At 64.6% G+C, this 13041-nt stretch carries 11 protein-coding genes; 5 read left to right on the forward strand and 6 right to left on the reverse strand.

What is annotated here, in order from left to right:
- Positions 1-177: 177 nt before the first annotated feature.
- The 3 genes from K9B37_RS07350 to K9B37_RS07360 form a co-directional block, all read right to left on the reverse strand.
- Entirely contained in the window at positions 178-1140 is a 963-nt protein-coding gene (locus K9B37_RS07350; RefSeq protein WP_224312415.1) for a bifunctional riboflavin kinase/FAD synthetase, read from the reverse strand.
- A gap of 248 nt (positions 1141-1388) precedes the next feature.
- Positions 1389-2270, reverse strand: a complete 882-nt coding sequence (locus K9B37_RS07355; RefSeq protein ID WP_224312416.1) for a TIGR01459 family HAD-type hydrolase — start codon at positions 2268-2270, stop codon at positions 1389-1391.
- Between the two features lie 133 nt (positions 2271-2403).
- Positions 2404-3768: an EAL domain-containing protein gene (locus K9B37_RS07360; protein ID WP_224312417.1), complete on the reverse strand. Its 1365-nt coding sequence runs from the start codon at positions 3766-3768 to the stop codon at positions 2404-2406.
- A 164-nt stretch (positions 3769-3932) separates the two neighbouring features.
- On the opposite strand from K9B37_RS07360, the gene K9B37_RS07365 reads away from it, so the two are divergent.
- A complete protein-coding gene (locus K9B37_RS07365) occupies positions 3933-4154 on the forward strand; it encodes a heavy-metal-associated domain-containing protein (RefSeq protein WP_224312418.1) in 222 nt (73 codons plus the stop codon).
- Between the two features lie 97 nt (positions 4155-4251).
- Entirely contained in the window at positions 4252-5601 is a 1350-nt protein-coding gene (gene aptA, locus K9B37_RS07370; RefSeq protein ID WP_224312419.1) for an omega-aminotransferase AptA, read from the forward strand.
- Between the two features lie 286 nt (positions 5602-5887).
- Here the strand turns inward: aptA and K9B37_RS07375 are convergent, their stop codons facing one another.
- Entirely contained in the window at positions 5888-6298 is a 411-nt protein-coding gene (locus K9B37_RS07375) for a hypothetical protein (RefSeq protein ID WP_224312420.1), read from the reverse strand.
- Positions 6299-6460: 162 nt separating this feature from the next.
- Positions 6461-7321, reverse strand: coding sequence for a DMT family transporter (locus K9B37_RS07380; protein WP_224312421.1), 861 nt, complete (start codon positions 7319-7321; stop codon positions 6461-6463).
- Between the two features lie 122 nt (positions 7322-7443).
- Between K9B37_RS07380 and K9B37_RS07385 the strand changes: the two genes are divergently transcribed.
- From K9B37_RS07385 to K9B37_RS07395, 3 genes are all read left to right on the forward strand, one after another.
- Positions 7444-8877, forward strand: coding sequence for an aminotransferase-like domain-containing protein (locus K9B37_RS07385; RefSeq protein ID WP_224312422.1), 1434 nt, complete (start codon positions 7444-7446; stop codon positions 8875-8877).
- A gap of 109 nt (positions 8878-8986) precedes the next feature.
- Positions 8987-10402 carry a DUF1254 domain-containing protein gene (locus K9B37_RS07390; protein ID WP_224312423.1) on the forward strand — a complete coding sequence of 472 codons (1416 nt, stop codon included), beginning with the start codon at positions 8987-8989 and terminating at the stop codon, positions 10400-10402.
- 15 nt (positions 10403-10417) lie between these two features.
- On the forward strand, positions 10418-11449 hold the full coding sequence (locus K9B37_RS07395; RefSeq protein ID WP_224312424.1) for a DUF1254 domain-containing protein: 1032 nt from the start codon (positions 10418-10420) through the stop codon (positions 11447-11449).
- Positions 11450-11451: 2 nt separating this feature from the next.
- On the opposite strand, the gene K9B37_RS07400 is transcribed toward K9B37_RS07395, so the two are convergent.
- Positions 11452-12831, reverse strand: coding sequence for an adenylate/guanylate cyclase domain-containing protein (locus K9B37_RS07400; RefSeq protein ID WP_224312425.1), 1380 nt, complete (start codon positions 12829-12831; stop codon positions 11452-11454).
- Positions 12832-13041: the final 210 nt, after the last annotated feature.

Raw genomic sequence — 13041 nt, forward strand, 5'->3', positions numbered from 1 at the left:
ATCCGGGACAGCGCAAAGCGCTGGGCCCGGAACCCATAAACGCTGGCGATCCGGCAAAAGAACGACGGCTGCCGCTGCGCCTTTCTCGTAAAACTCAGCGGTTATAGGTTCCGGGCTCTCGCTATCGCTCGCCCCGGAATGACAGTGCCCCTCATGGATAGGTGAAAAGCGCCGCACTCACCCGATCATCGACACGGTCCGATCAGTCGCCAGCGTCCGGCGGGCTTCATCCGAATCCCGATCCATCTGGGCGATCAGGGCCTCGATCCCATCGAAACGCTCCTCGCCTCTGATCCAATCGACGAACTCAACATCCAGAACCTTGCCGTAGAGATCGCCCGCAAAGTCGAACAGATGTGTTTCGAGGAGCGGAGCCCCGTTATCGAAGGTCGGCCGCCGGCCAAAGCTCGCAACACCGTCGACCGGCCGCCCGTCGACAGCGGCACGCACCGCATAGATCCCGTAGCGAAGACGGCAATCGTCCGGCAGACGCATGTTCGCGGTTGGATAGTTGAGTAGCCTTCCCCGCTTGTCGCCGTGGCGCACCTCGGCGCGAACGAACCACCGATAGCCGAGCAGGCGATTGGCAGCTGCGACGGCACCACCTTCGAGCGCGGTCCGAATAGCGCTGGAAGACACCAGCTCCGATCCGTCCAGAATGGCATCCGCAATCCGGCACGAAAGCCCGTGTGCGGCGCAGAGTTCCGTCATCCGCGCCGGATTGCCCTCACGTCCGCGGCCGAAATGGAAGTCATGACCGATGACGACGCCGGACAGGCGCAGATCCTGTGCCAGGAGAGCGACGAACTCTTCCGCACTCAGGCCGGCAAGATGGCTGTCGAATGGCCATACGAACGCACCGTCGAGACCGAGACGTGCCAGGATCGCCAGTTTCACAGGCTCCGGCGTGATGCGGAACACCGGGCGGTCCGGCTGGAAGAAGGTGCGCGGATGAGGCTCGAACGTCACCACCGTCGCCGGACGTCCGGTCTCCTCGACAAGCCGGATCAGGTGCTGGTGCCCGCGATGGATTCCGTCGAAGTTGCCGATCGCCGCGATGGCGCCGAAAAGGTTTTCAGGCACCGGATCACCGCTTCGGCACACCGTGAAGGGACGGGATGGAGACTTATCGGAACGCATGGGACCTGGGGCGGGCTGCAATGGCGGCGACCCTGTCGAAAACTGGCGTGAGGGTCAAGGTATCGGAGCGATCGCGAATGAGGCGCGCCTGTCATTCCGGGGTGAGCGTAGCGAGAGCCCGGAATCCATAGACACCCTCGGGACAGGATAGAACGCACCGCAACTCACCGCATCCGGTTCTGTATCCTCAGCGGATATGGATTCCGGACTTGCCCACCGGCAATCCGGAATGCCGGTGAAATGCTACCTCACGCCGCCCAGGACAACGCGTCGGTGATCGCCTGCGGCTTGACCGGCTGCAGATCGACCCAATCCTGGACATGCTGCGACAGCAGAGGCCCCTGATGCGCGCGCAGTTCCTCTGCGTGGATTCCTCGGGCCACGAGGAGAGAATCGATCCCGTAGCCTGCAGCACCCGCGATGTCTGTGCGGATGGCATCGCCGATGGCGAGCACCCGGTCCTTGGGAATCTCCTGCCCCTTCAAGCGCGCGCCGACCGCGATGGCGCGGTCATAGATCGGCGCATGCGGCTTGCCGGCGTAGAAGACGCGTCCGCCCATCTCCTCATAGGCGAGTGCGATGGTTCCCGCGCAGGGAACGATCACGTTGCCGCGCTCCACCACGAGATCGGGATTGGCGCAGACCATCAGGAGATCGCGGGCGAGCATCGCCTCGAGCTTCTCCTGGTAATTTGCCACTGTCTCCCGCTCGTCATCGTCGAAACCGGAGCAAACCACGTAATCCGCCTCGGCGATGGTCCCGAAGCGGACCGGAAGTCCTTCGTACATGGGCATGTCGCGGGGCGGTCCGATATGGTGCACGACCTTGTCGATCCGCTCCTCGATGGCGAGCCGTGTGAGATCGCCAGAGGTGACGATGGCATCATAGGCCTGGCGCGGAACCTTGAACCCGTCGAGCTGATGACCGACCGAGGCACCAGGCCGCGGTGCGTTGGACACCAACACCACCCGTCCACCGCCGTCCCGGAAGCGGATCAGGGCCTCGGCGGCCGGGACGAAGGCGTTAACCCCATTGTGGAGGACGCCCCAAACGTCGCAGAGGATGAGGTCATAGCGGCCGGCGAGGGTCTCAAGTCCCTCGACGAGGGCCGGGCGGTTTGAAGCGGTCATCGAATCTCACAGCTTGCGGAACCGGTTCATCAAAACCGCGCTCCTCGGCACCGGGTTGCAGCGCGATTCCGTTGCCGACAGCTGCCAGCCGATCACGCACCTGACCGGGCGGTAGGCTCTCGGAGGCGTGAAGTCAACCGGCGGCACGGTGGGAGAGCGGCGAGACCCTTGCGGCAGAAGCATTCGCGCGCGCGGCTGCCCCCAGCACTTCCGCACGGACGGCCCTGGGCGGCGAGAAAACGAAGCCTTGGGCCAGCGGCACCCCGAGATCGGCCAGGAGAGGTACCATATCCTCCCGCTCCACCCGCTCGGCCACGAGCCGGATCCCGGAGCGGCGCAGAAGCGATACCACATCACGGATGTCTACATCCCGATTCCGGCCAGCGGAGGCCAGGATGAGATCGGCGGAAAGCTTCACGAAACGCACGCCCTGTTCAGCCAGGGCGCGGATATCGAGGTGCAGATCCGTCGCCCCGTCGAGGGACAGGGGGATTCCCCGTCCGCACAGAGCAAACACGACTTCGCGCTGCTCCGCGTCGAAATCCCGCCAGCAGGGTTGCGGAATCTCGATGACGATCTTGCCCGTGACGTCCGGGGCGGCTTGCATCAGCTGAAGGATGGAGCGCAGGAAGTCCGCTTCGGCCAGCGCGCGCGGGGAAAGGTTCACCGAAACCACAGCCTCGCTTCCACGGGCGACAAGGTGACGTGCGACCGCAACGGCCCGCAAGAGCATCCGCCGATCGAAGTCCGGTGCCCGACCGAACCGCTCCAGGACGGGCAGGAATTCCGCAGGTCCGATGAGCGTGCCGTCCTCCAGCTGCAGCCGGGCGAGCGCTTCGTAGGACCGAACCTTTCGCTGCGGCAAGGACACCACCGGTTGGAGATGGAGTTCAAGGCCGTCCGCCTCGAAAGCCTGGAGCACCCGTTGCGCATGGCTCAGCTCGCCGGGGATATCCTGCCGCGGCAATGGCAGAAGCGACGGCTCCGGCTCGGCCGCCGTGTTCTCCTGAGCTCCCATCTCGGGCCTCGAACGGTCCGGACCGACCCGGAGGGCTTGCGGCTGTCCAGACGCTTCCGGTAGGAGGCTGCTCTTGAGATCGGCCACGTCGCGTTTCTGGGCTGCTACGTTCCGGGCGAGTTCGCGCACCACCCCTCCGAGCAGGCCGACGGTTCCGGTCACCTCGGCCATGGTCGAGCGCAAAACGGGGCTCTGCGCCGCATCGGGTGCCTTGCGCTCAAGCCGCGCGATGCGTCCTGCCAGGGTTGCCACGTCGGAGGAGGCCTGCCGCGCATCCCGCAATGATTCATCGGCCTTCAGACTGGTTACTGCCGAGAAGATCAAGGCGCCGACGTTCAACAGGATCACGAGCGGCAAAAGGCTCTCGGCCGCGATGGCGCCCAGGATACCAATGCCGGCTGCTGCGATAGCGAGACCGAAGGCGAACCATTTCGCGCCTCGGCCTTTAAAGAGGTCAGGCCTAACGGCCATTCTGACCATGGGTGCCCCCGCTCCCGTGGTAAAAAACGAATCAATATTGCAACGATGTTGTCCGACCCGGGGTCGGACCGCAAGCGTGACAATATAGAAGCGATGCGGTTTCCCAAGCCGATACCAGAGCTTAATCCCATCGGATAGCGGGCTTGGAGGATAGGACGGAGACGATGGACGAACCTCGCAAGGATCTTCTGATGAAGGTGGAGGGCATGACCTGCCAGGGCTGCGTCGACGCAGTCACCAAGGCTATTCGTCGCCTCGACCCGGAAGCTCGAGTCGAAGTCGATCTCGCCCATGGGCGTGTCCATATCCAGACCCGGTCCCAGGCCATCGAGGTAGCGCAGGCCCTGGACGCGGCAGGCTACGAGGCCGAAGCCATGACCGGATGACGCAGCCGTCACTCTCACGGCCGATATGATGCAAACTCGTTTTGCGAGCGGCCAGCGCGGCTGCTAGGCTCCCGCGAATCCATTCTCGGGAAATGCCATGACCGCTCATCCGTCCAGGGTCGCCAACGACCTTTCCACTCCCAACGATCTCGAAGCCTGGTGGCTTCCCTTCACGGCGAACCGCGCCTTCAAGCAGCGGCCGCGGATGGTCGCACGGGCCAAGGGCATGTACTACTACACGCCGGAGGGCCGCGAGGTGATTGACGGCGCCGCGGGCCTGTGGTGCTGCAATGCGGGCCACAACCGCGACGAGATCACGGCAGCGATCCAGGCTCAGGCGGCCGAGCTCGACTATTCCCCGGCCTTCCAGTTCGGCCATTCCGGCGGCTTCGCCCTCGCCTCGCGTCTTGCCCAGCTCGCCCCGGGTGATCTCGATCATGCCTTCTTCTGCAATTCCGGCTCCGAGGCGGTCGATACCGCGCTCAAGATCGCGCTGGCCTATTGGAACGTCAGCGGCCAGGGCAGCAAGACCCGCCTGATCGGCCGCGAGCGCGGCTATCACGGCGTCGGCTTCGGCGGCATCTCGGTCGGCGGCATCGTCAAGAACCGTCAGTTCTTCGGCTCACTTCTCGCCGGCGTCGACCACCTGCCGCATACCTACAACCGGGCCGAGCAGGCCTTTTCCCGGGGCGAGCCCGAATGGGGGGCGCATCTCGCGGACGAGCTGGAGCGCATCGTCGCGCTGCACGACGCTTCCACGATCGCGGCAGTGATCGTCGAGCCCATGGCGGGCTCCACCGGCGTCCTCGCCCCGCCCAAGGGCTACCTGCAGCGCCTGCGCCAGATCTGCGACAAGTACGGCATCCTGTTGATCTTCGACGAGGTCATCACCGGCTTCGGCCGTCTCGGCACCGCTTTTGCCGCCGAGCGCTACGGCGTCGTGCCGGACATGATCACCTTCGCCAAGGGCGTCAATTCGGGCACCGTCCCCATGGGCGGCGTAATGGTCCGCAAAGGCATCCACGATGCCTTCATGAAGGGTCCTGACCACGTCATCGAGCTGTTCCACGGCTATACCTATTCGGGCCACCCGCTCGCCTGCGCGGCGGCTCTGGCGGCGCAGGACATCTATCGCGACGAGAAGCTCTTCGAGCGGGCCAAGGCTCTCGAGCCGGTCTGGGCGGACGCGATCCATGGGCTCAAGGGCCTGCCGAACGTTCTCGACATCCGCACCATCGGCCTCGTCGGCGCCATCGACCTCGCCTCGCGTCCCGACGCGGTCGGCGCCCGCGCCTACGAAGCCATGGACCGGGGCTTTACGGAGGAAGGCCTGATGATGCGCATCACCGGCGACACCATCGCCCTCTCCCCGCCCCTCATCGTTACCGAGGAGCAGATCGGCGAGATCGCCGACAAGGTCGCACGGATCATCAAGAAGGTGGCGTGATCGCTACCCTCCCTCTCCCCGGTGTGCGAAATTCGTCACGGACTTGGACGCTCGACATTCGGGGAGTGGGAAGAGACCATGAAGCTCTGTCATTCCGGGACAGCGCGAAGCGCTGGGCCCGGAACCCATAGCCACTAACGTTTCAGAGTAGAGAGCAGAGGCTGTCTTCGGTTTTCATCCTGGAACCCTGGTGTTTATGGGTTCCGGGCTCTCGCTGTCGCTCGCCCCGGAATGACAGTGCAGCGGTTGTTAAACCAAAGCCCTTCCTTCGTGCTCACCAGGCCCGTCAGTTTGCCGGCGCAGATCCCCGCCCGGGTTTGCCGGAAGGCGTTCCGTCGGGATTCATGCCGTATTTCCTGTAGGTCGCCTGCAAATCCTCTTCCGCGGCAGCGTCTGCCCGCGCATTAGCACTGGCGAGCCACGCTTTATGAGCGGCATTGCCGCCGACCATCAGCGGGATGGACGACAGGCCCGTCTTGTCCATGGATGCTGCGATCGATGCAACGCCCTGGGCCGTGCCGAACGCGCGGGCTTCCGCATCCAATTCGGCGTTGACTCGCGCCGAGGCCGAGCCCGGCTCGTCGATCCCTCCGCTCGGAGAAGGCGCTCCTGTGGCCGTCGAACCGGCGCTCTGGCATCCGGCGAGAACCGTGAGGAGGATTGCCGCAACAGCGGCCTTAATGGCGGGAGATGGCATCGGCTCGGACCTGTTATGACGTAGGGTTACCTGCGTCATTAGCATCGCACCGGCTTTGCCATCCCCCTCCAAACAGAGAGGGATCGACATAATTATCGGTGCCATACAGGTCCCGGGTCGGAAACCTGTGCGCTTCTTTCGTCAGAGTCCTGAAACGGTGCTTCAAGCGAAGCGCCGCGCTCCGGCGACGCAGAGCACGACAAGGCCGGTCGCCGCGATCATCGTCCAGGCAACGGGCTCGTGCAGCAGGAGCCCTGCGAGGGCGAGGCCGAAGAAGGGCTGGAGCAGCTGCAGCTGACCGACGCCCGCGATGCCGCCGAGGGCGAGGCCGCGATACCAGAACACGAAGCCGATCAGCATGCTGAAGACGGAGACATAGCCGAGGCCGAGCCAGGCCCCCTGGCCAATTCCGGCCCAGGCATCCGGTAGGGAGAGAAGCGCAATCATTGCCATGACCGGCAACGACAGAAGCAGCGCCCATGAGATCACCTGCCAGCCGCCGAGCCGCCGTGAGAGGGCGGCCCCCTCTGCGTAACCAAGGCCACAGAGAAGGACCGCGGCCACCATGAGAAGATCACCGGTGAGCGTGCCACCGCCGCTTCCCGCCAGGGCGAAGCCTGCGACGGTCGCAGCGCCGAGTCCGGAGAACAGCCAGAAGACCGGCTTCGGTCGTTCGCCGGCCCTCAGGACGCCGAAGATCGCGGTCGCGAGCGGCAGGAGTCCGATGAAGACGATGGAATGGGCGGCGGTGATGTGCTGCAGCGCCAGCGCGGTCAGCAGAGGAAACCCGACCACCACCCCAAGTGCCACCACGGCGAGCGCGCCGAGATCCCGCCGCGCCGGCCGCGCCTGCCGGAGCAGGAGCAGCAGGCCTGCCCCCAGCAGGCCTGCGATCACGGCGCGGGCAGAGGTCAGGAACAGGGGCGAAAAATCCGCAACAGCGACCCGTGTCGCTGGCAGCGAGCCGCTGAAGATGATGACGCCCAAGAGCCCGCTGGCCCAGCCATCCGTCGTCCGGTCCATATCGATGTGCCTTTCAATCAGTGCGATTTAAAGCGGCGCATCTGGCGGCGCCAGAAACAGTCCCATACACTTCTGCCGAACTGTATGGGTATGATTGCAAATACGGTGAAAGGCCTCGAAGGATGGACACGGACGCATTGGCAACGCGGACAGGGACCGTGATGGCGGCCATCCGCGCCAAGCTGGCGAACCGGGCTTTAACGCCAGGCGACCGGCTGCCGTCGATTCGTCGTCTGGCGACGACCATGGGCGTCTCGCCCTCCACCGTCGTCGAGGCCTATGACCGCCTTGCGGCAGAAGGCCTGATCCGGGCCCGGCGCGGCTCCGGCTTCTATGTGGCCGGATCAGGCTCGCCGCCGATGGCCCTGGCGGAGGCGGGTCCGCAGCGCGACCGGGCGGTCGATCCGTTCTGGGTCTCGCGCCAGTCCCTCGATGCGGATCCGAAGACGATGAAGCCCGGCTGCGGATGGCTGCCGGCCGACTGGATGCCCATGGCGGCGCTGCGTCGCGCCCTCCGAGCCCATGCGCGGGCCGAGGATGCAATGCTGGCCGATTATGGCAGCACGCGCGGATCGCCGAACCTGCGCCGCCTGCTGATGCGGCGCTTCGCCGAGGAGGGCCTGGAAATCCCGCCCGAGCAGCTGCTGCTGACCGCCTCCGGAACGCAGGCCATCGACCTGATCTGCCGCTTCCTGCTGACGCCAGGCGATGCGGTGCTGATCGACGATCCCTGCTATTTCAATTTTCAGGCTTTGCTGCGCGCGCACCGGGTCAGGATCATCGGCGTCCCCTACACACCCTCAGGACCGGATATCGCAGCCTTCGAGACGGTTCTCACGACGGAGCGGCCGCGCCTCTACATCACTAATTCCGCCCTGCACAACCCGACCGGCGCGACTCTCTCACCCCAGAAAGCCTATCGGGTGTTGAGTGCAGCCGCGCAGCATGGTCTGACCATCGTCGAGGATGACATCTTCGTCGATTTCGAGCCCGACCCCTCACCACGCCTCGCCCTGCTCGACGGCCTCGACCGTGTCATCCGCATCGGCAGCTTCTCGAAAACTCTCTCCGCATCGCTGCGCTGCGGCTACATCGCCGCGCGAGGCGACTGGATCGACGGCCTCGTCGATCTCCAGGTGGCGACAGGGTTCGGCGGGCCAAGTCCGATCGCCGCCGAGACCGTCACGGGCGTGCTAGCGGGCGGCGGCTACCGCAAGCACATGGAAGAGCTGCGCGGCCGTCTCACCCGGGCGCGGCGCGACGTCGCGGCCCGGCTCGAACTGCTCGGCATCCGGCCCTGGCTGATGCCGCGCGGCGGCTTCTATCTCTGGTGCCGCCTGCCGGATGGATGCGACTCCGCCGCCCTCGCGCGCGCCGCCCTCGACGAGAACCTCGTCCTTGCTCCGGGCAACGTCTTCAGCGTCTCGCAGACAGCATCGTCCTTCCTGCGCATCAACGTGGCGCAAGCAATCGACCCGCACGTCATCGAGGCGCTAGGACGCGCCATGAAGGTTGCGAAGACTGCGGGATCGTCATCTGCCTCAACCACTGCCTGACCGGGTTCGCCCTGCCCGACTCTCAGGGTTTCACCTGATAACCCGGCTCCCGTCATCCCATTAGACTGGATGCGACAGCGCCTGCGGGCATGATTGGGAGGCCAGAGCCATGATCAGGATGATCCTTGCAGCACTCGCCCTCATTGCCCTAGCGACATCGGTTCCTGCACAAGCACCGTCCAGCGACGGTCTCGCGCGCCGCGCTGTCGAACGACGGGCGGTCGAAACCGTCATCTGGGGCATGCCGGTCGTCAATTACGACCTGATGCTTCAGCAAATGCTGGCAAAGACACCCGGCAAGGTGAACCAGGTGATCTACTGGGGCCGTCCGCTTGACTGGCACAACCAGACGCTCACGCCCAATCCGGACACGCTCTACTTCATGGCGTTCCTGAACACGACGGATGCCGGCCCAATCGTCATCGATGTTCCGCCAGCCGGGGCGGATGGTTCGCTCAATGCCAATATCGTCAATATCTGGCAGCAGCCACTCGAAGATGCCGGACTGCTCGGGATCGACAAGGGCCAAGGCATCAAGCTGGTGATGCTGCCGCCGGGCTATTCGGACAAGGTGCCAGACGGTTATGTCGCGCTGCGGCCGAACACCCATGGCAGTTACGCACTGTTCCGCTCGAACCTCGCCAGCCACAACGATGCCGACGTCGCGAAATCCATCGCGTACGGAAAGCAGATCAAGGTCTATCCGCTCTCTCAGGCGTCCAATCCGCCCGCGACCGTCTTCACCGACGTGAAGGACGTCCTCTTCGATTCGACCATTCGTTACGACGCGAGCTTCTTTGACGGCCTGAACCGGATCGTGCAGAGCGAGCCGTGGCTCGGGCGCGACCGGGTAATGATCGATCAGCTGAAGACGCTCGGCATCGAGAAAGGCAAATCCTTCGCGCCGAGCGACACGACGAAGCAGGCGCTCGATGCGGGAATCCGCGAGGCGCATGCAGTGCTCGCGGCACGGTACGATGCCGGCCTGCCGCCGTTCTTCGAGGGCACGCACTGGACCTTCCCGACGCTTCCTGAACTCGTCCAGGCCGCGACCGACAACTTCGACGATCCGAACCACTATCCGGTCGACGCGCGTGGCCTCACCTATACCTATGGGTATATCGGCATCAAACGGTTGGGCGCAGGCCAGTTCTATCTCATCAACATCAAGGACAAGAACGGCGAAAACTATGACGGAGCCAAGACCTATCGCCTCACCGTGCCGCCGAGCGTGCCAGTCGAACAATACTGGTCGGTGACCGCTTACGATCGCGAGACTCACGCGCTGATTAAGAATGTCGACAGGGCAAGCCGCGCGTCGAACGCCGCAGAGGTGCAGAAGAATGCCGATGGCTCCGTCGATATCTGGTTCGGACCGAAGGCTCCGGCCGGAAAGGAAACGAACTGGGTCCCGACCGATCCGCAGCGCGGCTTCGAACTTATGTTCCGCCTCTACGGCCCAAAGAAGGACTTCTTTGACCAGGTGTGGAAATTGCCCGATGTCGAGCGCGTCGCGGCACAGTGAGAGAGAAGCAAAGCCATGACGAGACATTCCGTTTTCATCGCCGCCAGCCTTGCACTGGCGGCTGCCTCCACAGCCGTGCACGCACAGCAGCCGGCGGACACGCCTGTGCCGGTCACCGTCGATAATTTCACGCGCGCGGAATCCGACATGTATATCCGCAACAATGCCAAGGGGGCCTTCGGAACCTTCGCGCATAAGAGGGAGCCGGCGGACATCGACAATCAGACGGTCATCCGTCTCAATCGCGATACGCTTTACAGCTTCGGCGTGTTCGATCTCGACGCAAGCCCGGTCACGGTCACGCTGCCCGATGCCGGCGGACGCTTCATGTCGCTACAGGTCGTCAACCAGGATCATTACGTGCCGGCGGTCGTCTATGACTCCGGCCCCCACACTTTCACGCGCGAGAACGTCGGCACGCGCTATATGGTGATCGCGATCCGCACATTGGTCGATCCCAGTAATCCGAGGGATCTGCAGCAGGTCCATGCGTTGCAGGACGCTATCAAGGTCGACCAGAAGGATCGCGGCAAGCTGGAACTGCCGAACTGGGACGCGGCGAGCCAGACGAAAATCCGCGACGCACTCCTGGTGCTCGCCCGGTTCACCGACGGGTTCCGGCATGCTTTCGGCACAAAGGACGAGGTCGATCCCGTGCGGCACCTGATCGGCACGGCGGCAGGCTGGGGCGGCAATCCCGACAAGGACGCCACTTATCTCAGCTTCGTGCCGCCCAAGAACGACGGGAAGACGGTCTATAAGCTCACGGTCAAGGACGTGCCCGTCGAGGCATTCTGGTCCATCAGCGTCTACAATGCGGAGGGCTATTTTCAGAAGAATGATCTGAATGCCTATTCGCTCAATAACATCACGGCGAAGAAAGGTGCCGACGGCTCGGTCACCGTCCAGTTCGGAGGTTGCGACGGCAAGATTCCGAACTGCCTGCCGATCGTCGATGGCTGGAATTACACCGTGCGGCTCTATCGTCCGCGAGCGGAAATTCTGAACGGCACGTGGACATTTCCCGAGCCGCAGGCCGTGAACTGAGTTCACCCCGCGCTGCTGGCCGTCGCAGACACCACGGGCGCAAAGATCGCCACGGGCTCGTGGCGTCCGGCGAACGGTTCCTGACCGATCTCGCGCCATGCGGCGCGATCGGATGAGCCCTCAACGGCGGCGCCGGAGGCCAGGATCATTTCGCCGTAGCGCTTCGTTGCCTGCTCGATACGCGAGGCGACGTTCACTGCGTCGCCCAGCACCGTGAACTCCATGCGCTCCTCGTCGCCGACGAGGCCGCAGAACACCTCTCCCACATGGATGCCGATCCCGATCCGCACGTCGCGAGGCGTTTCGTGCGTCGCATTCCAGGCGTCGACGACGCGGACGAGATCATGCGCGAAGGCGAGCGCCCGCGCCGCGTCGTCCGCGCCCTCGTCCGGCACCCCGAACAGGATGAGCGCTCCATCGCCGATGAACTTGTCGACGAAGCCGTGATGCTTGCGCACGCTCGCGAGGATGCGTGTCCTGAACGCGGTGAAGAACTGCGACAGGCGCTCCGGATCCATGCCTTCGGCCATGCCGGTGGAGTCGCGGATATCGACGAAGACGATGACCGCTCTCTGATGGCGACCGCGGCGCAGGTCCGCGTCGCCCGCCGCCACCCGAGGCGCGATCTCGGCCGGAAGGAAGCGGGAGAGGCTGGCCCGGCCGACGGCGTCCTTGACGGCGGAGGATAGGAGCCGCTGCGAGCGGACGATGCCGAAGGCCGTGGCCGCACCTGCCAGGAGAAGCAGCGTGAAACGCATCACGTTGACCGGCATCGAAAACAGCCGCGGCCAGGCCGGAACCTCCTCCGCGGTGATGTCCATGACCAGGCGATGATCGAGCGCGACGGCGATGCCGATGAGGCCGAGCGCCAAGAGAGCCATGGCACAGAGCTGAATCTTCACGTCGTAGCGCAACGCGCCGACGGCCAGAACGAGCGGCGCCGCCCAGACGATCGGCGCGGAGGGCAAAGCGTTGCCCGGCAATTCGCGCTCGCCGATGGCGAAGTACGCGATGACGAGCACGAGGCCCACGTCCAGCACCATGAACAGGTAGGCGTAGGCGTGGCGCCAGCGTTGCGGCACGGCGAGCAGGATGCTGGCTGCGCCGACAACGAGAAAGCCGAACGAGGCGATCCAGGCATTGCGCTGGAACAGCGCGAGCGTCTCGCCGGTCAATTGGATCAACACATGATCGGCGGCGATCACCGTGATGAAGACGCAGACGCCGATCGCCACACGCAGCCAGCCGATCAGCCTCTCCGCGGCGACCTCATGACGACGCATCAGGGAGGCGACGAGGTCCCCCTCCAGATGCTGGCCGGGAATGGTGCCAAAAGGCTCCGCTTCCCGGAGAGGATCATCCGCGCGCGGGTCCGGCCGCATCGCTGGCCTCCTGGCTCACCGGCCCGCGAGATGGGCCGTCCGCCAATTAGACCATGGCCCCGCCCCTGCCGCTAGGGCGGATGGGAGAGGTCTAGCTGAAGGATAGGCGTGATAGACGCTTCAAGGCGCGAACCTCGGGAAAATGACAAAGCGCCGTCATTCCGGGACAGCGCGGAGCGCAGGGCCCGGAACCCATAAACACTGGCGTCT

The sequence above is a fragment of the Microvirga puerhi genome (genome assembly GCF_020089865.1).
GTDB classification, from domain to species: Bacteria; Pseudomonadota; Alphaproteobacteria; order Rhizobiales; family Beijerinckiaceae; genus Microvirga; species Microvirga puerhi.

Bases quoted from the DNA above. Each gene is read 5' to 3' on its own strand.
- K9B37_RS07350 (WP_224312415.1), bottom strand. From the start codon at position 1,140: ATGCGTTCCGATAAGTCTCCATCCCGTCCCTTCACGGTGTGCCGAAGC.
- K9B37_RS07355 (WP_224312416.1), bottom strand. From the start codon at position 2,270: ATGACCGCTTCAAACCGCCCGGCCCTCGTCGAGGGACTTGAGACCCTC.
- K9B37_RS07360 (WP_224312417.1), bottom strand. From the start codon at position 3,768: ATGGTCAGAATGGCCGTTAGGCCTGACCTCTTTAAAGGCCGAGGCGCG.
- K9B37_RS07365 (WP_224312418.1), top strand. From the start codon at position 3,933: ATGGACGAACCTCGCAAGGATCTTCTGATGAAGGTGGAGGGCATGACC.
- aptA (WP_224312419.1), top strand. From the start codon at position 4,252: ATGACCGCTCATCCGTCCAGGGTCGCCAACGACCTTTCCACTCCCAAC.
- K9B37_RS07375 (WP_224312420.1), bottom strand. From the start codon at position 6,298: ATGCCATCTCCCGCCATTAAGGCCGCTGTTGCGGCAATCCTCCTCACG.
- K9B37_RS07380 (WP_224312421.1), bottom strand. From the start codon at position 7,321: ATGGACCGGACGACGGATGGCTGGGCCAGCGGGCTCTTGGGCGTCATC.
- K9B37_RS07385 (WP_224312422.1), top strand. From the start codon at position 7,444: ATGGACACGGACGCATTGGCAACGCGGACAGGGACCGTGATGGCGGCC.
- K9B37_RS07390 (WP_224312423.1), top strand. From the start codon at position 8,987: ATGATCAGGATGATCCTTGCAGCACTCGCCCTCATTGCCCTAGCGACA.
- K9B37_RS07395 (WP_224312424.1), top strand. From the start codon at position 10,418: ATGACGAGACATTCCGTTTTCATCGCCGCCAGCCTTGCACTGGCGGCT.
- K9B37_RS07400 (WP_224312425.1), bottom strand. From the start codon at position 12,831: ATGCGGCCGGACCCGCGCGCGGATGATCCTCTCCGGGAAGCGGAGCCT.